The following is a 20,184-nucleotide window of genomic DNA, read 5'->3' on the forward strand; positions in this document are numbered from 1 at the left end:
GGTGCGCCATTCCCGGCGTGCGCGGGCCCGCCCCTGTTCTCGCAGAGAGAGACCATGTTTGAAAAAATTCTGATCGCGAACCGCGGCGAGATCGCCCTTCGCATCCAGCGCGCCTGCCGCGAGCTGGGCATCAAGACCGTGGTGGTGTACTCGGAAGCCGACAAGGAAGCCAAGTACGTGAAGCTGGCCGACGAAGCCGTCTGTATCGGCCCGGCCCCTTCGCCGCTGTCCTACCTGAACATGCCGGCCATCATCTCGGCGGCCGAAGTCACCGACGCCCAGGCGATTCACCCTGGCTACGGCTTCCTGTCGGAGAACGCCGACTTTGCCGAGCGCGTGGAAAAGTCCGGCTTCGTGTTCATCGGCCCGACGTCCGACAACATTCGCCTGATGGGCGACAAGGTGTCGGCCAAGCAGGCCATGATCAAGTCCGGCGTGCCGTGCGTGCCGGGTTCGGACGGCGCGCTGCCTGACGATCCCAAGGAAATTCTGGCCACCGCGCGCCGCGTGGGTTACCCCGTGATCATCAAGGCCGCCGGTGGCGGTGGCGGTCGCGGCATGCGCGTGGTGCACACGGAAGCCGCGCTGATCAACGCCGTCAACATGACGCGCGAAGAAGCGGGCCGTGCCTTCGGAAATCCCGAGGTCTACATGGAGAAGTTCCTTGAGAACCCGCGCCATGTGGAAATCCAGATCCTGGCCGACCAGCACAAGCAGGCCATCTGGCTGGGCGAGCGCGACTGCTCGATGCAGCGCCGTCACCAGAAGGTGATCGAGGAAGCGCCGGCTCCGCACATTCCGCGCCGCCTGATCGAGCGTATCGGCGACCGCTGCGCCGATGCGTGCAAGAAGATCGGCTACCGTGGCGCCGGCACGTTCGAATTCCTGTACGAGAACAACGAGTTCTACTTCATCGAGATGAACACGCGCGTGCAGGTCGAGCACCCCGTGACCGAGATGATCACGGGCATCGACATCGTGCAGGAACAGATCCGCATCGCTTACGGCGAGAAGCTGCGCTTCCGCCAGAAGGACGTGGAACTGCGCGGCCACGCGATCGAGTGCCGGATCAACGCCGAAGACCCGTTCAAGTTCACGCCGTCGCCGGGCCGCATCACCGCCTGGCACATGCCGGGCGGCCCCGGTGTCCGTGTGGACTCGCACGCGTATGATGGCTACTTCGTGCCGCCCAACTACGATTCGATGATCGGCAAGATCATCACGTACGGCACCACGCGCGATCAGGCCATCGCCCGTATGCGCATTGCGCTGTCGGAGATGGTGGTGGATGGCATCCTGACCAACGTGCCGCTGCACCGCGATCTGATGCTCGACGCCAACTTCGTGGAAGGCGGCACCAGCATTCACTATCTTGAACACCGCCTGGCCCAGAAGGCCAACGCCCAGGGCGAAAAACCCTGAAGCGGGGCCAATCGGCCGGCTTTGCAGTAGAAAAGGAACCCCGTGGCTTTCCAGGAATGTGTGATCGAAATTGCGCAGGATCAGGCTGAAGCCTGGTCCGATGCATTGTTCGACCTCGGCGCGCTGTCGGTATCGGTGGAAGACGCCGATGCCGATACGCCTGACGAGCAACCGCTCTTTGGAGAGCCCGGGCTGGAGCCGACGCGGCTGGCGTGGAACCGTTCGCGCGTGGTGGCGCTCTTCGATGAAGAGACCGACCCCGCGCTGGTGGTCACCGCCGCCGCCAATACGCTCAATGTCGACCCGGTGCCACCCTACACGCTGCGCGCCGTGGAAGACCAGGACTGGGTGCGTCTGACCCAGTCGCAATTCGAACCGATCCGCGTGGGCGAGAAGATCTGGGTCGTACCGTCATGGCACGATGCGCCGGAACCCGACGCAGTGATCCTGGAACTCGATCCGGGCCTGGCGTTCGGCACCGGCAGCCACCCGACCACTCGCCTGTGCATGCAGTGGCTCGAACAGAACGTGCGTGCCGGCGAAACCGTGCTCGACTATGGCTGTGGCTCGGGCATCCTGGCCATCGTGGCCAAGAAGCTGGGCGCGGGCGATACCGTCGGGATCGACATCGATCCGAATGCCGTCGAGGCATCGCGCTACAACGCCGAGCGCAATCGCGTGGAAGCCACCTTTGCGCTGCCGGAGTCGGTATCGGAAGCCGCCTACGACCTGGTCGTGGCCAATATCCTGTCGAATCCGCTCAAGCTGATGGCCGCGATGCTGACCGCGCGTGTGCGCCCTGGCGGCAGGCTGATCCTGTCCGGCGTGCTTGAACGGCAAGCCGATGAAGTGGCCGCCGCCTATGCACCGTGGATCGCCATGTCTGTCTGGCGCAGCGAGGAAGGCTGGGTCTGCCTGCACGGCACTCGCCCCGCTTCCGCTGCCTCCGCAAACCAATCCTGATATCCGATCATGGCCGCTGCCAAGCTCGTCACGCGCTGTCCGGCCTGCCGTACCGCGTTCCGGCTGGTTGCGGATCAGTTGCGGCTGCGCCAGGGCCTGGTCCGTTGCGGACAATGCGATACCGTCTTCGATGCGCGTGAGCACCTGATCGAGGTGCCGGCGCCGGGCGCCGCTTCCGCTGCAACACCGGCGCCTGATACGGCGCCATCGAGCGTCTCGATGGCCGCGGCACTCGCCCATGCCGAGCAGACGCAGGCAGCATCCCGCGCGCGCGAAAACGAGGCGCCCTTCGACCCCGGCTTCGATCCTGGGTACGAAGTCCCTGCGCTCGATTCTCCGACGACGATGATGTCGGAGCCGGAACAGGCTGAAGAGGCCGCTGCGGCAGACGCTGCGGCGAAGGCGTATTCGCAGCCGGATGCTGGCGTCGATGAAAGCGCGGAGATCGACGAAAGTGCCGAGGCCGAGGCCGATGCTGCGCGTGAATCCGAAGACGCACACACTTCGTCACCTGCCGATGCGGATGCGATGGCAGGCACGGAAGCCGTAGGGCTCGCTGATTCCAGCCAGCCTGAACAGCCTGTGGAGCCAGCACAGCCGGCCGAGTTCGAAGCATCCTCAGCACCCGCAGCACCCGATGAGGCCGAGGAATCCTCGGAAGCCCTGCAATCAGCGGAAGCGGAAGCGGAAACATTCGCGCCAGCCAGCACCGCCTTGCCCGCTGACGACGTCGAGCCCGCACCGAGCGAAGCATCGGCACCGGCAACCACGCCGGATGTGGACGTAGAGACGCCGCTCACGACGCCGCCCACTCCCTGGCCCACGCTCAACCATTCGGCATTCGACGATGAGCCGCTGCGGCAGTCCCCATCGACGCCTTCGACGCCATCGCCAGCCCCGTCGCCTGCCGCGCATTCCTCGCTTGACCCTGCCGCTGCGTTTGCGCCGAAAAATCCGTCGGGCTTGCCGCCATACGGCGCGTACAGTGCCAAGGCAAGCTGGCCGCCACTCCGGCCAGGCGATACGCCAACGGCCAATCCGGCGTCCGAGGCAATTGCGCCGGAAATGCCCGATGCCACCGATGAAGGCGAGGCGGATCACACCGTCCTGGCATCCGAGGCACCGGTGCTGCCCGATGCCGAAGCCGCGCAGGCATCTCACGAGCCCGCCGCCGAACCGCTGAGCATTTCGGAGCCGTTCCCGAAGAACGAAGAGGTACCCAGCGCAAGCGGTTTCCTTCGCACGGCGGACCCGGCCGACCCCGAGGCGGAAGCCTGGGCCGCCCAGGCGAAGGACGTCATCGAGCACGATCTGGGCGTCACGCCCCGCGATGGCACACCTGACGCCGTCGCACGCGAGACCACCACGCGCCACTGGTTGCGCCAGGACGACGCCGCGGCGCCCTCGGGCCCTGTCTTTGCGCCCGATTTCCTGCGGCATACGCGCGAGCGCGAACAGGCGCGCACGCCGCGTGCCCAGGTATCGGTGCCCGGCAGCAAGCGCACATGGATGCGCGCGGTGGCAGTCGTGCTGGGTCTGGGCATCCTGATTCAGGGCGTCTACCTGGCACGCAGCCAGATCGCCGGCAGCCTGCCGGTGCTGCGCCCGGTACTTGAGGCAGCCTGCGCACCATTCGGCTGCGATGTGCCGCCGTGGCGCGATCTCGATGCGCTGCGCATCGACAGCTCCCAGTTGCAGAAACAGGACGAAGGCACCGACGTCTATCAGCTCGCCGTCACGCTGCGCAACCAGGGTCGCGCCACCACGGCGCTGCCGGCTATCGAACTCGTGATGACCGACCTGCAGGATCAGTTGCTGCTGCGCCGCGTGCTGCAGCCGACCGAGTACCTGGAGCCAGCCCAGCGCGGCTTTGTCGCCACGGGCCTGCGCGCGGGCAGCGAGCTACCGGTTCGGGTACGATTCCGGACTCAGCAGTCAGCGGCCAACTACCGCGTGCTGATTTTCTACCCCTGAATTCCATCGCCCCCCGCCACGCCGGCCGGCAATGTACCGAACCGGCGGGCCGTATCTTCCTGACAGGAGCAACCATGAGCAATGTGACCCTCGGCGGCAACGCCATCGAAGTAGGCGGCAAGTTTCCTCACGCTGGCGACAAGGCCCCGGCCTTCTCGCTGGTTGGCAAGGATCTGAAGGACGTGACGCTGGCCGACTTCGCCGGCAAGCGCAAGGTGCTGAACATCGTACCGAGCCTGGACACGCCCGTCTGCCAGGCATCCGCGCGCAAGTTCAACGAGGCCGCCAGCAGCCTGGCCAACACGGTGGTGCTGACGATCTCGGCCGACCTGCCGTTCGCTATGGGCCGCTTCTGCACGGCCGAAGGCCTGACCAATGTGGTCACGCTGTCGACGATGCGCGGCGCTGACTTCAAGAACGCCTACGGTGTCGACATCAAGTCGGGCCCGCTGGCCGGCGTGTGCGCACGCGCGGTGGTGGTGGTCGACGAAAATGACGCGGTCAAATACAGCGAGCTGGTGCCCGAGATCAAGCAGGAACCGAACTACGACGCTGCCTTGGCCGCCCTGAAGTAATCTGTGCGTTAGCACACAGTTGTACAAGCACTTCCGCCCGTCATGCACGGGCGGAATTATTTAACGTATCTGTTGCGGCTAGACACACGGCCGTATCGTTTGGAGAAGAGATGTCCAGCCTGATCTGCGGCTCCGTTGCCTACGACACCATCATGACGTTTGACGGACGGTTCCGTGAACACATTCTTCCGGATCAGATCCACATGCTGAACGTCTCGTTCCTGGTACCGGGCATGCGGCGCGAGTTCGGCGGCTGCGCCGGCAATATCGCCTATACGCTGAAGATGCTCGGCGGCGATCCGGTGGTGATGGCCACGGTGGGCCAGGACGCCGGCCCGTATCTGCAGTATCTGCGCGATCTGGGCATTGGCACCGAACATATCCGTACGCTGGCCGACACGTTCACCGCGCAGGCGATGATCACGACCGACCTGGACAACAACCAGATCACGGCTTTCCACCCCGGCGCAATGAGCCAGTCGCAGGTCAACAGCGTGCAGGACGCGCTGACCTCGGGCAAGCGCCCGGCGCTGGGCATCGTCGCGCCGGACAGCCGCGAAGGCATGCTGCACCACGCACAACAGTTTGCGGAAGCCGGCATCCCGTTCATCTTCGATCTGGGTCAGGCCATGCCGCTGTTCAACGGCGAGGACCTGCGGCAGTTCATTGAACTCGCCAGTTACGTGACGGTCAATGACTACGAAGCGCAGGTCATGCTTTCGCGCACTGCGTGGACCAGCGCCGAAGTGGCCGCCAAGGTCCGTGCGTTCATCGTGACGCATGGCGAGCGTGGCGCCAGCATCTTCGCCGACGGCCAGCAATACGCCATTCCGGCCGTGCAGGCCGAGCGCGTGGTGGACCCCACCGGCTGCGGCGATGCATTCCGTGGCGGCCTGCTCTACGGCATCGAACAGGGCCTGGACTGGGAAACCACCGGCCGCCTCGCGTCGCTGATGGGCGCGCTGAAGATTGCCCAGCAGGGTCCACAGAATCACTGGATTTCGCGTGAAGAAATCGGCAGCCGGTTCGCATCGGCATTCGGTTATCAATACGCCTAAGATGAAACGGTGCTCCGCGCGCACCGGGAGATGACGAACGGCGCGGCGTTCAGACGGGAGTTGCCATGCATCAGATACTTCGAACCGGCGGTGTGGCAGTACTGGCCGCGGCGGCACTGGTCGGCGGCTGCGCCAATTACTCGAATTCGGGCAGCGTCTATTCGCCCGGGCAGGCACAGCGCGAACAGACCGTACGTTACGGCGTGGTCCAGGGCGTGCGCGAAGTCATGATCCAGGGGAGCACCACGGGGGCGGGCACGCTTGCCGGCAGTGCAATCGGTGGCGTCGCCGCGGGTAGCACCATTGGTAGTGGTGGCGGCTCCGTGGCAGCCGGTCTATTGGGTGCCGTGCTTGGCGGCATTGCCGGTAGCGCGGCCGAGAACCGCGTAACGCAACGGCGCGGTCTGGAAATCACGGTGCAGCTCGAGGATGGCGACATGCGCGCGATCACCCAGGAGGCCGACGAGGTCTTCAGGCCGGGCGACCGGGTGCGCCTGCTGTCTTCCGGTGGCGTGACACGCGTCTCGCACTGAAAAGATTACAGGGATGTCAGATTGAAACGCCGCGTGCCTCCGGGCCGCGGCGTTTTGCTTTGGGTCCACCGGCGGCGCATGGCCGCATATGCGTTCGGCCAATAAAAAACCCGCCGGGCACGGATGCCATCGGCGGGTTGGCAAGACTTGCTGTCTTGCGGACCGGATACAGCGTATCCGGTCAGTGCGGCACGCGATGCGTGCCCTGGTGATTCCCGGTTGTGATCGCTCGCACGAGGCGAAGCGATTACGGACGGTTGCCCGTCGGGAACGGCCAGGCCGCAGCCGGGTTCAGCGTGGTCTTTGCGGGCGCAGCAGCAGCGGGTGCAACAGCAGGGGCAGCGGCAGGCTTGGCAGCCTTCTTGGCAGCCGGCTTCTTCGCAGCAGCCTTCTTCGCAGCAGGCTTCTTGGCAGCCGGCTTCTTGGCAGCAGCCTTCTTGGCGGCCGGCTTCTTGGCAGCAGCGGCCTTCTTGGCCGGTGCAGCCTTCTTGGCAGCAACCTTCTTGACTGCAGCCTTCTTGGCCGGTGCTGCCTTCTTGGCGGCTACCTTCTTGGTTGCAACCTTCTTGGCAGCAACCTTCTTCACTGCAGCCTTCTTGGCCGGTGCTGCCTTCTTGGCGGCTACCTTCTTGGTTGCAACCTTCTTAGCAGCAACCTTCTTCACTGCGGCCTTCTTGGCTGCCGGCTTCTTGGCGGCGACCTTCTTGGCAGCTACCTTCTTCGTAGCGACCTTCTTGGCAGCAGCCTTCTTGGCGGCCGGAGCAGCCTTCTTGGCGGCGACCTTCTTCACAGCGGCCTTCTTGGCGGCGGGCTTGGCAGCCTTCTTGGCCGCCGGCTTTTTCTTTGCAGCAGTTGCCATGGATAACTCCTTCACTAGCGTGAAATATCGAATGACCTAAATGGACGACCCGACCGATCCGAGGCGCATTCATGCATGCCCCAACCGAGCGAGCGATTCATCGGCGCACGACACATCTTCAACCGCACGCTAATGAATTCGGTGACAGGGAAACCGCGGCGACCCATGTCGCACAGCGCGGTGTTTTCACGGCAGCGCAAAATCCGCGCGCGGGCTGCAAAGCCAGCGTCCAGGCGGATTTCCGGGGCATGCCGTGCCCTGGAATATTCGATTGGCCCGCGCCGTCCATCATGTCGGCGCACTGCCAGAAAAGAGGAGATATCGGTCAGCAGGCCTGCAGTACGGGCTTGGCCTCGCGCACTGCAGACGGCAATCCTACGGGGGTAGCTCGCCCATCCCGTCACTGGGCTACAGGAGACTGCACGCGTTGTAAGAAGCCTGATCGGCCCGGTCTGCGTCAAAGTTCTGGTGCTCCTCGGCTACCCGTATTCACTGCTACGAAGCGTCGCGTCATCGTTGCTTCTTGCTTGCCTTCTTGCGACGCTCGCTTCGTCGAATCACGTCGATGCAATGAAGTGAGACTCTTGTCAAGGCGAATCATAATTCGTTTGTTCGATGATGTTAAGAAAAAAGTGCAAAAAAACTTGCGCGCAAGATCGAATCGATCTAATTCACGCGCGCGCTCCGATGACGACACCATCGATACCCACTCCGATGACGACTCTCGCAAGCCAATCGAAGTTCCATCTCGCGCGTGTTTCGATGGTCCGCTAACGCATCGCGCTACCTCTGCGCGATGCACTCTCGCACCTCGCGCACTCGCCGTCGAAGAACGCTTTCCACATGTCGCATCGCTACGCTCCGACAACATTCGACACACTCGTCGGCTGCCCGGAAAGCCGCATGATCATTAGCTTTCCGACTCGCGTGCGATGACACGCAGCGCGATCGCAGACAGGTTGGCGATGTCCGCCACCGCGCTCGGCGATCGCGCTTCAGACAAGCTCGCACGCGACGCGCAACCACTGCCGGCACGCGCGCACTCGGTGTCCACGTGAACGGCGTCGCTCGATCTCGCTTGCGTCGATCAGACAGTTGCGCGAGTGCGACGAAAGAGTGATGCGCGTACGCAACGGTCTGTCACTTCGATGCACGTTCAGCGCCTCGTTTTGACATCGATCGCGCGATCGATGATGTGTCGGCGAGCAAGCCAACCGGTGAATCGCGGGATGCTTGCACCCACATGCATCGCATGTCGACGGACGCTTGCGCGCGTCTTCACGAAGTCCGTCACGACAGCCATGCGCCGATGCACGCGCTGGCCATCGCGCTGCCGTCGCCGCTGTCCGTTGGCAGTCGTCGGAGCATCGCCGCGCCCGACCACTGCTTCGTCAAACTCCGATCTGCTTCAGCGCTGCGATCCGGCTCACAACGCATTCGGGTTCTCACCAATGCCTTGCTTCGCCGCCGTGCGAGATGCGCCGGCGGTGTCGTGCAGCGCGTGCCGGTTGTGGCGCCGTTACGCCATCAGCCGATCCGCTAGAGGAATGTCTCGGGTGCTGCCTCTGCGCGGCGGATGTTGCAGGACAAAATCAAGGCCGGGCGCCGCCGGGCGGGCGATCGAAGCCACCAGTGAGGTACGCTCTGGTGCGTACGCAAACGGATGTTGGACGTTGCGGCGCGCGACGGTCGCCAGTAGATTGGCGTCGCGCGGCGCCGATGCCGACCGATGGGCTGGGATTCATGCGAACCTGTGCAACCATCCTGACCGTGCGCGGATATCCTGCACGCCTTGTACGGCTTGCACGTCAGACCTGCAGGATGGTCCGCAGCGTTACCGACCGGCAAGACCCGCGCCGCGACCTGGTGAATCCACCTTCGCGACACTGAACTGGAGATCTTCATGCGCATGACCGACCCTCGCGCCCTGCTTCGCACCACTGCCCGTGCCGCCATGTTTGCCGCGGCACTCACCGCCAGCACCTTTGCCCTGGCGCAGTCCTCCCCAGCCGGCACCTGGCACACGATCGACGACAGCACGGGCAAGCCGCGCGGCGTGATCGAAATTTCAGAGAAGGATGGCGTGTACAGCGGCAAGCTCGTGAAGAGCCTGGTGCCTACCGAAGGAGCGCCCAAGGTGTGCGACAAATGCACTGACGCGCGCAAGGACCAGCCGATCATTGGCATGACGCTGCTCACCGGGCTGCGCAAGAGCGCCGACAACGAATGGACTGGCGGCGAGATCCTGGACCCGGAAACCGGCAAGCTCTACAAGTGCAAGATGTCGCTGGCCGACGATGGCAAAAAACTCAACGTGCGCGGCTTCATCGGCATCAGCCTGATCGGCCGGACACAGACCTGGGTGCGCCAGCAGTGACGTCGTAACACGCAGCGACGGTCAGGCTCCCCTTGCCTGGTTCATCCACTGGATGCGGGAAGGGGTAGCCGGCGGCAAGCAGATTGCGGGCCGCACCACGCTTCAGCAATCTGACAGCTTCCTTCGGTAAGATCGAATTCCCGATCCTCTTTACAACAACTACCGGAGACTGAGCATGCATTTCCCTCTTCGCGGCCGCACGCTGGCCCTTGCACTCGCCGCCACCTCCCTCATCGCCACCACCGCCCAGGCCGCCGATGCCTGGCCGAATCATGTGATCAAGTTTGTCGTGCCATTCACCGCCGGCGGCGCCAATGATCTGGTGGCACGCGCGGGCGCGGAAGCGGTCAGCAAGCGCATCGGCCAACCCGTCGTGATCGAGAACCGCCCCGGTGCTGGCGGCATCGTCGGCGCCGACTATGTGGCCAAGAGCAAGCCCGACGGCTACACGTTCCTGGTGGGTGCCGTGGGTACGGTCACCAACGGCCTGATCCGCACGAAGATGCCCTACCAGCCCGACGACCTCATGCCGGTTGGACTGATCGCCGTCAGCCCGTCGGTGATCGTGGCGTCGCCGTCGCTGCCCGTGAATAACGTGAAGGAACTCGTCGAGTACTCCAAGAAGCAGGGTGGCGTGCCGTTTGCCACTGCGGGCAGCGGAAGCACGCCGCATTTCGTCGAAGAAATGCTTAAGGAAAAAGGTGCGCAGCTGACCGTGGTGCCCTACAAGAGCGGATCGGAAAGCATCACTGCCGTGATCGGTGGCCAGGTGGCTGCAACGTCCGAAGCGTCGATCGTCGTGCTGCCGCAGATCAAGGCCGGCAAGCTCAAGGCATTGGGTGCGACGTGGGACAAGCATATGCCCGCCGCACCGAACATCCCCACCACTGCCGAACAGGGCCTGCCTGAAGTGCGTATCGGCCATTGGGCGGGCATCTTCGCGCCGAAGGGTACCGACCCCGCGATCATCAAGAAGTTGAATGCGGAGTTGACGGCCGGCATGCAGAACGCCGAGATCCGCGAGCGCCTGATCCAGAACGGTATCGAGCCAGCGGGTGGATCGGTGGAGAGTTTCGTGGCGTTCATCAAGTCGGAACGCGAGCGCCTTGGCCGTATCGCAAAGAACGCCAACATGACGGCCGACTAACGCCTGATCGAGCCCCATCGAGAGCCCGATCGAGAAATATTTTGGATGAGATCACCCCATCGGGTGATCATATGTCTGCAGACGGCCCGCTACATGCGGGCCGTGTTGTTTGTGTCGTCAACGCTTCAAAAGCGATGCATTGGCCATACAAAACCGGTCACAGCATCAGGTCGACGCGCTTCATGTGCGAACCTTGAGACATTCAACCCCGACGCATCTTGTCTGTGACGGCCTTGCAACGCAAATTGCAACGCGAATAGTTCGTATTTATATTCCGGATCGCCCGCACATACGCCCCGGTTTGCTCGCCGGTAAAGGGCCCGGTAGTACGGGGCGAACTGGATCCGACAATGCTCCGCCGCACCCCCGTGGCCACCGCGCTGGTGGCCCTCTTCGCAGCTCCCGCAGCACCGGCCGCCTTTGCACAGCAGGCCCCTCAACCCGCCGCGCAATCGCCCGCGCCAGCGGCGGCACAGCCTGCGGCATCCGTGCCGCAAACGCTGCGCGAGGTGACGGTGCAAGGCTCCGCCGCGCGCGACGACTTCAATCCCGCTGGCAGCCAGTTATCCAAGCTGCCCGCTGACCTGCGCGACGTTCCGCAATCGGTAACGATCGTGAACCGTGCGTTGATGGACTCGCAAGGCGCCAGCTCCCTGGCCGATGCGCTGCGCAACGTACCCGGCATCACCATCGGCGGTGCGGAAGGTGGCCAGATCGGCAACAACATCAACCTGAACGGCTTCTCGGCACGCACGGACATCTATCTGGATGGCTTCCGCGACCGTGGCCAGTACTACCGCGACACGTTCGCGCTGGACCAGGTGGAAGTGCTGATGGGACCGTCGTCGATGCTGTTCGGCCGAGGCTCGACGGGCGGCGTGATCAACCAGGTCAGCAAGAAGCCGAAGCTGCAGGCCGCGACCGAAGTGTCCGGCTCTGTCACCACGAACGGGCTGGTGCGCGCCACGGCGGACGTCAATACGCCCACCGGCGATACATCGGCCTTCCGCATCTCGGCGATGGCGCAGGATGGCAAGCCGAGCACGCGCGATGAGATGACCGTGCAGGACTTTGGCATCGCGCCGTCGTGGCGCTATGGCATCGGCACCTCGACCGAGATCACGTTGTCCGCGTTGCTCCAGCACAACGAGGACATGCCCGACTACGGCCTGCCCGCCATCAACGGCCACCCCGTCAATGTCGACCGGAATACGTTCTACGGTTTCAACAACGACCACACGCGCCAGAACATCGTGTCGCTGTCGGGCGGCGTCGACCACAAGTTCTCGCCCAACCTGCGGCTGCGCAACTACACGGCGTTCAACTATGTGGAAACCAATGCCCGCGAGACGGCACCCAACGCCGTGGGATCGATCAATGCAGCGGGTGCCTTTACCGCGCTGACCACCACGAACCTGCCGCTGTCGCAGCTATACGTGCGCCAGCAGAGCCATGACCGCAGCATTCGCGATTATTCGATCTTCAACCAGACCGAACTGACGGCGAAGTTCGACACCGGCTCGGTGAAACACACGCTGCTGACGGGTCTGGAATTCGGCCACGACGGCTACAACAACCAGAACTACTTCCGCAACGGCAGCTGCGGCAGCACGGCGCTGAACCCGGCCACGGGTACCTCGGGCTACGTGGCCTGTACGCCAGTCGTCAATCCGCCGTACCAGGACTCGCCCGGCAGCGTTGCCACCCGCACGGGCAACCTGCAGGGCGGCTCGGCCAACACGGTGGCGGTCTATGCCAACGACTCGATCGAGTTCACGAAGCAGTGGAAGGCCGTGGCCGGCGTGCGCTACGACAAGTACATCGCCAGCATCAGCAACTCGGTCAATTCCAGCAATACGGCAGGCAGCACGGTACTGCCCAACGCCGACCAGACCGCGCACTTCACAAGCGTGCGACTCGGCGGCATCTGGCAGCCGACGGAGCAGCAGTCTTACTACGTGTCGTATGGCACGTCGTTCAACCCGTCGCTGGAGCAACTGGTGGGCACGGTGGGCCAGCAATCGCTGGACCCCGAGAAGAACAAGGCCTACGAGGCAGGCGGCAAGTGGGATCTGATGAGCGGCAACCTGTCGGTGACGTCGGCCATCTTCCGCATCACCAAGGACAACGCGCGCAGCCAGATCGACGCCACCACCTACGCGCTGACCGGCAAGATCCAGGTGGATGGCTTCCGGGCCGGCGTGACCGGTCGCATCACGCCGAAGTGGCAGGTGTTCGCCGGTTACACGTACCTCGATGCCGAGATCAAGAGCGGCATCGCCGCCGGCACCCAGGGCATGGTGCCGACCAATACGCCAAAGCACACCGCCACGGCCTGGACCAGCTACTCCATCCTGCCGAGCTGGGAAGTGGGCGGCGGGGCGTTCTACATGTCGCAGCGCTACGCCAACAACACCAACACGGTGCAGGTCGGCGGCTTTGTGCGCTGGGACGGCATGATTGCCTACCACCAGCCTAAATACGATGTTCGCCTGAACCTGTTCAACATCTTCGACAAGAAGTATTACGATGCGTTGATCCAGTCGGACGGCGGCCGGTCGGTGCCGGGTACGGGCCGAACCGCAATGCTGTCGTTCACCTATCGCATGTAAGCATCGCCGGGGCCGCACAGGACCGTGCCCTCCGGCGGCCCCAACCGGACTTCATCCATGCTGGTTCGCATTCCGAAGGTTCTCAACCCCGAACAGGTTGCCGTGGTGCTGGGGCAGCTCGAACACGCCGGCGACGCCTGGGTCGATGGCCGCGTATCGGCCGGCTATTCCGGCGCGCCGGTCAAGTTCAATCAGCAGATCGACGAGCGCTCGGAAGTAGCGGCGCAATGCCAGCACCTGATCCTGGCCGCCCTGGAACGACATCCGCTATTTATTAGCGCGGCGCTGCCGAACATCGTCTATCCGCCGATGTTCAACCGTTACAGCGAAGGCATGACCTTCGGTGCGCATGTCGATGGCGGCGTCCGCATCCATCCGCACAGCGGCCGCAAGCTGCGCACCGATATCTCCGCCACGCTGTTCCTGTCAGACCCCGCCAGCTACGACGGCGGCGAACTGCAGGTGGAAGACACGTACGGCGTACATTCGGTAAAACTGGCAGCGGGAGACTTGGTGGTCTATCCCGCCACCAGCCTGCACCAGGTGACGCCCATCACGCGCGGCACGCGGGTTGCCAGCTTCTTCTGGATACAGAGCCTGATCCGCGACGACGGCCAGCGCACGCTGCTGTTCGACATGGACAACGCCATCCAGACGCTCAATCAGACCAATGCCGACGAACGCGCGCGCCGCAGCCTGATCGGCTGCTATCACAACCTGCTGCGGCAGTGGAGCGAGACCTGAGCATCGGGGCTTCGGTCCTCAACCGAACTGCTCGGCCAGCGCCTGCCTGGCCTGGCCGATGAACTCGCTCTCGCCGCGCCGCGCGCCTAATAGATAGAACTCCGCGGACGGCAGCGCCGGTAGCTTCCATCCCGCCACCCCCGCGGCATCGAGCAACGTCACGCCTGGCCCGATTGCCGACGTGTTCAGGCACGACACCCCGAGACCCGCCGCTAGCGCCAGGTGCAGACCGGCCACGCCGGAAGCCGAGTGCGCGATCTCGAACTCCCGCCGGCGGCGCATCAGGAGCTGCACCACGAACTGATGCATCGAACAGGTGTCGGGCAGCAGCACCAGTGGCAACGTGCCCTGTGGCGCTTCGGCAATCTCCGGCGCCGCCACCCAGGCCAGTGCCTCCCGCCGCAGTACCGTGCCGCCGCGTGCGCCTTCACGGCTTCGGTCCGTGCCGCGCGCGCCGATCAGCCGCATGCTCAGCCCGATATCGAAGGCATCCATGTCCGCCGCGGCCTCGATGGCGGCGCTCTTCATGACCGTGACGTGCAGCTTCAGGTAGGGATAGCGGTCACGCAGGCGCCGCAGCATGCCGGCGATCTCGCCGGGACGGAAATAGTCCGTCACCGCCAGCCGTAGCTCGCCATCGAGTGTCTGCCCGCGCAGTTCCGCCATCGCCTGTTCATTCAGCGACAGGATGCGCCGCGCATAGTCGAGCAAACGCGCCCCCGCCGGTGTCACCGCCGCCCCCTTCTTGCCACGAGTCAGCAGCGGCACGCCGGCGCGCTCTTCGAGCTTGCGCAGCTGCTCGCTGACCGACGATTGCGACAGAAAAAGGCGCGGCGCGGCCGCCGACAGGCTGCCGCTCTCCGCCACCACCACAAAGGTCCGGAGCTGGTCCGTTTCGAATCCACGCATGACTTTTACGTTTCGGCTATTCCGATAGATAGGATCGTATATTCCCGCTTTTCCGATTTCAAGGAAGATCCTACGATGACATCACCGCAGCCGCAATGACGCGCGCCGCAACGTAAAACCCTTACCCGAAAGGAGCCAGTCATGCCCCACGTATCCCTGCAGATCTCCGGCCATCCCGATTCCGAACTGACCCGCCGCGCCGTGGCTACGGTGGGTGAGCTGACCCAGCGCGTGCTGGGCAAGGAAGCGCCGGTGATTGCCACCACCGTGACCTACATCCCGCGCGAACAGTGGTTTATCGGCGGCAAGCCGTTGTCCGAATATGACAAGGGGCGTAACGCGTTCCAGCTCGATATCAGCGTGACCGACGAGACCAACACCAAGGCGGAAAAGGCCGAATATCTGCGCCAGTCCTTCGCGGCGCTGTCCGAGCTGATCGGCGACGTCAACGAGGTGTCATATATCTACGTGATCGACGCCCGCGCGGCTGCCTACGGCTATGGTGGCAAGACCCAGGAGTTCCGGCATCAGCACCGTTGAGACCGCGCCGCCCCACGGCACGATGGCCCCGCGATGGCGATTCCATCGCCCGGGTTAAAAGTGCCGTGCGGGCGGCGTGCTTGTGCCACGCCGCGATGTTCACTAGTGTGGAGGGCGGATTTCCCGATACCGGAGGCATCGCATGAAGCAAGTCACGCTGCCCGGCGGCGAGCGCGTTCCCGCGCTGGGCCTGGGCACCTGGAACATCGGCGACCATCGCGGCACGCGCGCCGAGGAAATCGCCACGCTGCAAATGGGCCTGGACATGGGCCTGCGTCTGATCGATACGGCGGAAATGTATGGCGAAGGCTTGTCCGAATCGCTGATCGGCGAAGCACTGGCTGGCCGCCGGGACGATGCCTTCCTTGTCAGCAAGGTCTATCCGCACAATGCCAGCCGCAAGGGCGCCATCGCCGCGTGCGAGCGCAGCCTGCGCCGGCTGGGCACCGACCACCTGGACCTGTATCTGCTGCACTGGCGCGGAGACGTGCCGTTCGACGACACGATCGAGGCGTTTCAGGCACTGCAGGCGGCAGGCAAGATCCGCCATTTCGGCGTCAGCAATCTGGATCTGGCCGACATGGAGGAATTCTGCGACGTCCCGGGCGGCGACGCCGTAGCGGTCAACCAGTTGCTCTACAACCTGACTCGCCGCGGCATCGAGTTCGATCTGTTGCCGTGGTTGCGTGAGCGAAACGTGCCGGTGATGGCCTATTCGCCTATTGAACAGGCGCGGCTGCTGCGCAATGCCGGGCTGCAGCGCTTTGCGCAACAGCACGATATGACTCCGGCGCAAGCGGCGCTGGCATGGCTGCTGAGGTCCGACGATGTCATCGCGATCCCGAAGACCGCGCACCGCGACCGCCTGCGCGAGAACTTCAGCGCGCTGGACATCACGCTGACTCCGGACCAATTGGCCGAACTGGACAAACTCTTTCCGCCGCCGCGCCACGCGCAACCGCTGGCGATGCTTTGACCGTCGGCATCGCAAAAGAAAAGGCGCCGCTGCTGCGGCGCCTTTTTCATGTCGGTTGCGAAAGAGGTATCCGGTAACTCAGCGCTGTCCGGCTTTGTAGCGCTCCACCTCGACGTAGCGCGTCAGGTAGGTCCGGGCCTTCTCGCGCGTATCGGTGGTGACGCGATCGGCGGCTTGGCGCGCACTATTCTGGCCGTGGGCGCTGCTCATTTGCGCCGACAGGTAGGACTGGAAGGCGTCGTGCATGACCTTCAGCTGGTCCTTGCAGGCATCGATGGCACCGGCGGCAACTTCCTTCGAGGTGCCCTTGCCCTTGGCACCATCGCCGGCCCTGTCCTGGACGCAATCCATGTATTTGGCGCGCTCGGCCTGCCAGCCGGAATTCATCTGCGCCACTTCCTGCTTGGCCTCGGGCGATTCCACCGTCGGTGCGGACCCGCAAGCGGCCAACAGCAGTGCCGTCAGCGGCGTGACGATTGCGCCGGCGCGCATCCAGGCGCGGGGACGCTGCAATGCAGCATTCGGGGTCGAGTGCGGAGTCGAGTGCGGAATCAATTGGTCGGAAACGGCGTGGCCGGCGGTCATGTTGAGGGGGGCGGTTGACTTGTGCATGCACCACAGACCCGCCTGCTTACAGCGGGTTCCGGGACTAGTTCCCTGATTTTGCAAGAAAGTATGACGACGTCATGTCAGAGACCACTTGCCTCCATGTCAGACAAAATCGCATTTGCGGATGTGCCTTGTCCGCCTATGCTGTAGAGGCGGTTGCAACACATTACCCTCCTGGAGGAAATAATGAAACGTAGAACCTTCCTGTCCGCCGGCAGTGCCGGGCTTGTTGGTATTACCGGTCTCTCTATGGGCGCGCTGTCGCTGACGGGCTGCAGCGTGACCGGCCCCAAGGATTCGGGCGACAACGCGTCCAAGCGCCGCGAAATCGATACCGGCGCCACGGACACGCTGAGCCGGCTTTATGCCACGGCCAACGGGGCACGGGATCTCGGTGCCAAGGCAAAGGGCATCCTGATCTTCCCGAAACTGCTTTCCGCGGGCTTTATCGTCGGCGGCGAGTACGGCGACGGCGTACTGCGTTCCGGTGGTGCCGACCGCGGCTACTACCGGGCGATTTCCGGGTCGGTCGGCTGGCAGATCGGCGCGCAGTCCAAGGCATTCATTCTGATGTTCATGACGCAGGATGCCTACGACAAATTCGTGCGCAGCAGCGGCTGGCAGGTCGGAGCCGACGCCACCGTGGCACTTGCCACGATCGGCGCCAATGGCCAGATCGACACCAATACCGCCCAGCAGCCGATCATCGGCTTTGCCATGACCAACGCTGGCCTGATGGCCGGCCTGAGCCTGGAAGGCACCAAGATCTCCAAGCTCAATATCTGATCCGCGGATCGATACGCTGGCCGACTCACCGTCGGCGCGTAGCACAAGGCGCGCTTGTTGCGGAACCGTTGCGTTCCGTAACAAGCGCGCTTTTTTTCTTCGCTTCATGCCCGCGCCCAGCCGTTAGAATTCGTCCCTTGCCAATTTTCCAACCCGTACGCGAGGCCGAATTCTCATGTGGTTCAAGAATCTCCAGATTCATCGTTTCTCCGCCCCGTGGACGCTGAGTGCAGAAGATGTGGAGGCCAGCCTGGCCAAACACGCGTTCTATCCCGGCACCAGCCTTGAGATGCAGACCCAGGGCTGGGCATCGCCGCGCGACAACGACCAGCTCGTGCATTGCGTCAACAAACAGATGCTGCTGGTACTGCGCACCGAAAAGAAGCTGCTGCCGGCCACCGTGGTCAACCAGGTGACCAAGGCACGTGCGGCTGAAATCGAAGAACAGCAGGGCTTCAAGCCGGGCCGCAAGCAGTTGAAGGAACTGAAGGAACAGGTCACCGAGGAACTGCTGCCGCGCGCCTTCAGCATCCGCCGCGACACGCGCGTCTGGATCGACCCGGTCAACGGCTGGCTCGCCATTGACGCAGCCGGCACGGCCAAGGCCGACGAAGTGCGCGGCATGCTGTTCAAGGCCATCGATCCGCTGCCCGTGGTGGGCCTGCAGGTCAATCTGTCGCCCGTTACCGCCATGACCGAATGGCTGGCCACCGATACGGCGCCGGCCGGCTTCACCGTCGACCAGGAAATCGAACTGCAGTCGAGCAGCGAGAGCAAGGCCACGGTACGCTACGTGCGCCACCCGCTCGACCCCGAGGATCTGCGCCGCCATATCGCCGCAGGCAAGCGCTGCACCCGCCTGGCCATGACCTGGAACGACCGCGTGTCCTTCGTGCTGACTGACGCGCTGGCCGTCAAGCGCGTGAATCCGCTCGATGTGATCAAGGAACAGGCCGACGCCACGCTCCACGACGAGAACGAACGCTTCGACGCCGATTTCGCGTTGATGGCCGGTGAGCTTGCCGGCCTGCTTGCGGACCTGACCGAAGCACTTGGCGGCGAGCGCAAGCCCGAAGGCGCCACGGCAGTGGAACAGCGCAAGGCAGCCTGACCTCCAGCAGGCGGCCACCTCAACCGAGCGTCAACACAATGTGACGCCCGGTTTCACCGGCCTGCCGCCATGCGTCCTCGACCTCGCTCATCGGTATCTGGTCCGCCTCAATCGACAGATAGCCCTCGCGCATGCAGCCCAGGACATCCTCCACCACGAACCTCAGGTCTTCTGGCGGAGGATGATTGGCCGGTCCGCATCCCATCAGCACCGCACGCGAATCGCGCAGCGCGATGGGCGTCATCATGACGCTGGGCGCCATCCTGCGATCGGCCACGGAAACGATGCGCGTCCCGTGGACGCCAGGCAAGGCCGGTACGCCGCCCGCCTGGACCAGCGCCGCCAGCAGTAGCTCCAGGGCTTCGCCCCAGATAAAGTCCAGGACCACGTCGATCCCATCGAGGGCGTGTGTCGCAAACATGTGATGCAGCACGCTCGGCGTCTGGCCGAGGTCGATCTGCGCATCGGCACCGAGTATGTTTGCCAGGTCCATGCGGTGCCCCGCCACGATGACCCTTCCGGCGCCCTGCAGCCGGGCGGCCTGCACGGCCAGCTGCCCGACCAGCCCCGACACCCCAAGCAACAGCACTGTCTCTCCGGGCGCCAGATCCGCACGAACCGTAAGCGGCAGCCATGCACTCAAGGCGGGGCCCACCAGCGCGGCAGCCGCGACCGAGTCCACGTCGTCCGGCACCCGCACCACCCATTCAGCCGGCACGAACTCGGCCATCGCGCCAAACGGACTTCGGCCCGCATGGAAGTACACGCGCTGCCCGTCGGCCAGGTAGCCGACGCCATCGCGCCCGCACACATAGGGCAATTCGAGCGGCATGCTCGCATGCTGGCCGCGCGCGATGGCCAGGTCCGCCGGACGGATCGCCGACGCGCAGACGCGCACCATGACTTCGCCAGCGCGCGGTTCGGGATCGTGGAAATTGGTGAAGCGCGGGGCTTCGCCCATCTGGTGCAATACAACGGCTCGCATCGTG

Annotated in this window: 18 protein-coding genes; 14 read left to right on the forward strand and 4 right to left on the reverse strand. The window is 64.1% G+C overall.

Annotated elements, in window-relative coordinates; all coding sequences use genetic code 11:
- The first annotated feature begins 54 nt into the window (after nt 1-54).
- The 6 genes from accC to AC3FLX_RS24725 all read left to right on the forward strand — a co-directional run bounded on the left by accC (nt 55) and on the right by AC3FLX_RS24725 (nt 6,525).
- The gene (gene accC / locus AC3FLX_RS24700; protein WP_488699952.1) at nt 55-1,422 is read left to right on the forward strand and encodes an acetyl-CoA carboxylase biotin carboxylase subunit; all 1,368 of its coding nucleotides are present in this window, start codon (nt 55-57) and stop codon (nt 1,420-1,422) included.
- 42 nt (nt 1,423-1,464) lie between these two features.
- The gene (prmA, locus tag AC3FLX_RS24705) at nt 1,465-2,385 is read left to right on the forward strand and encodes a 50S ribosomal protein L11 methyltransferase (protein WP_488699953.1); all 921 of its coding nucleotides are present in this window, start codon (nt 1,465-1,467) and stop codon (nt 2,383-2,385) included.
- Between the two features lie 9 nt (nt 2,386-2,394).
- A complete protein-coding gene (locus AC3FLX_RS24710) occupies nt 2,395-4,359 on the forward strand; it encodes a DUF3426 domain-containing protein (RefSeq protein ID WP_488699954.1) in 1,965 nt (654 codons plus the stop codon).
- A 74-nt stretch (nt 4,360-4,433) separates the two neighbouring features.
- On the forward strand, nt 4,434-4,934 hold the full coding sequence (gene tpx / locus AC3FLX_RS24715) for a thiol peroxidase (protein WP_488699956.1): 501 nt from the start codon (nt 4,434-4,436) through the stop codon (nt 4,932-4,934).
- A gap of 110 nt (nt 4,935-5,044) precedes the next feature.
- A complete protein-coding gene (locus AC3FLX_RS24720) occupies nt 5,045-5,992 on the forward strand; it encodes a carbohydrate kinase family protein (protein ID WP_488699958.1) in 948 nt (315 codons plus the stop codon).
- Between the two features lie 65 nt (nt 5,993-6,057).
- Complete coding sequence (locus AC3FLX_RS24725) at nt 6,058-6,525, forward strand: outer membrane lipoprotein (protein ID WP_488699959.1); 468 nt, start codon at nt 6,058-6,060, stop codon at nt 6,523-6,525.
- A gap of 247 nt (nt 6,526-6,772) precedes the next feature.
- Here AC3FLX_RS24725 and AC3FLX_RS24730 read toward each other — a convergent pair whose 3' ends face one another.
- Nucleotides 6,773-7,384 carry a histone H1-like DNA-binding protein gene (locus AC3FLX_RS24730; protein WP_488699960.1) on the reverse strand — a complete coding sequence of 204 codons (612 nt, stop codon included), beginning with the start codon at nt 7,382-7,384 and terminating at the stop codon, nt 6,773-6,775.
- A 1,903-nt stretch (nt 7,385-9,287) separates the two neighbouring features.
- Here AC3FLX_RS24730 and AC3FLX_RS24735 point away from each other — a divergent pair.
- From AC3FLX_RS24735 to AC3FLX_RS24750, 4 genes are all read left to right on the forward strand, one after another.
- A complete protein-coding gene (locus tag AC3FLX_RS24735; RefSeq protein ID WP_488699961.1) occupies nt 9,288-9,761 on the forward strand; it encodes a DUF2147 domain-containing protein in 474 nt (157 codons plus the stop codon).
- Nucleotides 9,762-9,936: 175 nt separating this feature from the next.
- On the forward strand, nt 9,937-10,908 hold the full coding sequence (locus AC3FLX_RS24740) for a Bug family tripartite tricarboxylate transporter substrate binding protein (protein WP_488699962.1): 972 nt from the start codon (nt 9,937-9,939) through the stop codon (nt 10,906-10,908).
- Between the two features lie 350 nt (nt 10,909-11,258).
- Nucleotides 11,259-13,520, forward strand: coding sequence for a TonB-dependent receptor (locus AC3FLX_RS24745; RefSeq protein WP_488699963.1), 2,262 nt, complete (start codon nt 11,259-11,261; stop codon nt 13,518-13,520).
- Between the two features lie 57 nt (nt 13,521-13,577).
- Nucleotides 13,578-14,264 carry a Fe2+-dependent dioxygenase gene (locus AC3FLX_RS24750; RefSeq protein WP_488699964.1) on the forward strand — a complete coding sequence of 229 codons (687 nt, stop codon included), beginning with the start codon at nt 13,578-13,580 and terminating at the stop codon, nt 14,262-14,264.
- An 18-nt stretch (nt 14,265-14,282) separates the two neighbouring features.
- Here AC3FLX_RS24750 and AC3FLX_RS24755 read toward each other — a convergent pair whose 3' ends face one another.
- Nucleotides 14,283-15,173, reverse strand: a complete 891-nt coding sequence (locus AC3FLX_RS24755; RefSeq protein WP_488699965.1) for a LysR family transcriptional regulator — start codon at nt 15,171-15,173, stop codon at nt 14,283-14,285.
- A 141-nt stretch (nt 15,174-15,314) separates the two neighbouring features.
- On the opposite strand from AC3FLX_RS24755, the gene AC3FLX_RS24760 reads away from it, so the two are divergent.
- Together AC3FLX_RS24760 and AC3FLX_RS24765 are read left to right on the forward strand one after the other, a co-directional pair.
- Entirely contained in the window at nt 15,315-15,713 is a 399-nt protein-coding gene (locus AC3FLX_RS24760; RefSeq protein ID WP_488699967.1) for a tautomerase family protein, read from the forward strand.
- A gap of 142 nt (nt 15,714-15,855) precedes the next feature.
- Nucleotides 15,856-16,689 (forward strand): aldo/keto reductase, encoded by an 834-nt coding sequence (locus AC3FLX_RS24765; protein WP_488699968.1) that lies wholly within the window; start codon nt 15,856-15,858, stop codon nt 16,687-16,689.
- Nucleotides 16,690-16,767: 78 nt separating this feature from the next.
- Here the strand turns inward: AC3FLX_RS24765 and AC3FLX_RS24770 are convergent, their stop codons facing one another.
- A complete protein-coding gene (locus AC3FLX_RS24770) occupies nt 16,768-17,301 on the reverse strand; it encodes a hypothetical protein (protein WP_488699969.1) in 534 nt (177 codons plus the stop codon).
- Nucleotides 17,302-17,484: 183 nt separating this feature from the next.
- Between AC3FLX_RS24770 and AC3FLX_RS24775 the strand changes: the two genes are divergently transcribed.
- Nucleotides 17,485-18,084: a BPSL1445 family SYLF domain-containing lipoprotein gene (locus tag AC3FLX_RS24775; protein ID WP_488699970.1), complete on the forward strand. Its 600-nt coding sequence runs from the start codon at nt 17,485-17,487 to the stop codon at nt 18,082-18,084.
- Between the two features lie 175 nt (nt 18,085-18,259).
- Nucleotides 18,260-19,195 (forward strand): recombination-associated protein RdgC, encoded by a 936-nt coding sequence (locus AC3FLX_RS24780; protein WP_488699971.1) that lies wholly within the window; start codon nt 18,260-18,262, stop codon nt 19,193-19,195.
- A 19-nt stretch (nt 19,196-19,214) separates the two neighbouring features.
- Here the strand turns inward: AC3FLX_RS24780 and AC3FLX_RS24785 are convergent, their stop codons facing one another.
- Complete coding sequence (locus tag AC3FLX_RS24785) at nt 19,215-20,180, reverse strand: MDR/zinc-dependent alcohol dehydrogenase-like family protein (RefSeq protein WP_488699972.1); 966 nt, start codon at nt 20,178-20,180, stop codon at nt 19,215-19,217.
- Between the last annotated feature and the right edge of the window lie 4 nt (nt 20,181-20,184).

Source organism: Cupriavidus sp. 291-E7, from assembly GCF_057798835.1.

Bases quoted from the DNA above. Each gene is read 5' to 3' on its own strand.
- accC (WP_488699952.1), top strand. From the start codon at position 55: ATGTTTGAAAAAATTCTGATCGCGAACCGCGGCGAGATCGCCCTTCGC.
- AC3FLX_RS24710 (WP_488699954.1), top strand. From the start codon at position 2,395: ATGGCCGCTGCCAAGCTCGTCACGCGCTGTCCGGCCTGCCGTACCGCG.
- tpx (WP_488699956.1), top strand. From the start codon at position 4,434: ATGAGCAATGTGACCCTCGGCGGCAACGCCATCGAAGTAGGCGGCAAG.
- AC3FLX_RS24720 (WP_488699958.1), top strand. From the start codon at position 5,045: ATGTCCAGCCTGATCTGCGGCTCCGTTGCCTACGACACCATCATGACG.
- AC3FLX_RS24725 (WP_488699959.1), top strand. From the start codon at position 6,058: ATGCATCAGATACTTCGAACCGGCGGTGTGGCAGTACTGGCCGCGGCG.
- AC3FLX_RS24730 (WP_488699960.1), bottom strand. From the start codon at position 7,384: ATGGCAACTGCTGCAAAGAAAAAGCCGGCGGCCAAGAAGGCTGCCAAG.
- AC3FLX_RS24735 (WP_488699961.1), top strand. From the start codon at position 9,288: ATGCGCATGACCGACCCTCGCGCCCTGCTTCGCACCACTGCCCGTGCC.
- AC3FLX_RS24740 (WP_488699962.1), top strand. From the start codon at position 9,937: ATGCATTTCCCTCTTCGCGGCCGCACGCTGGCCCTTGCACTCGCCGCC.
- AC3FLX_RS24745 (WP_488699963.1), top strand. From the start codon at position 11,259: ATGCTCCGCCGCACCCCCGTGGCCACCGCGCTGGTGGCCCTCTTCGCA.
- AC3FLX_RS24750 (WP_488699964.1), top strand. From the start codon at position 13,578: ATGCTGGTTCGCATTCCGAAGGTTCTCAACCCCGAACAGGTTGCCGTG.
- AC3FLX_RS24755 (WP_488699965.1), bottom strand. From the start codon at position 15,173: ATGCGTGGATTCGAAACGGACCAGCTCCGGACCTTTGTGGTGGTGGCG.
- AC3FLX_RS24760 (WP_488699967.1), top strand. From the start codon at position 15,315: ATGCCCCACGTATCCCTGCAGATCTCCGGCCATCCCGATTCCGAACTG.
- AC3FLX_RS24765 (WP_488699968.1), top strand. From the start codon at position 15,856: ATGAAGCAAGTCACGCTGCCCGGCGGCGAGCGCGTTCCCGCGCTGGGC.
- AC3FLX_RS24770 (WP_488699969.1), bottom strand. From the start codon at position 17,301: ATGCACAAGTCAACCGCCCCCCTCAACATGACCGCCGGCCACGCCGTT.
- AC3FLX_RS24775 (WP_488699970.1), top strand. From the start codon at position 17,485: ATGAAACGTAGAACCTTCCTGTCCGCCGGCAGTGCCGGGCTTGTTGGT.
- AC3FLX_RS24780 (WP_488699971.1), top strand. From the start codon at position 18,260: ATGTGGTTCAAGAATCTCCAGATTCATCGTTTCTCCGCCCCGTGGACG.
- AC3FLX_RS24785 (WP_488699972.1), bottom strand. From the start codon at position 20,180: ATGCGAGCCGTTGTATTGCACCAGATGGGCGAAGCCCCGCGCTTCACC.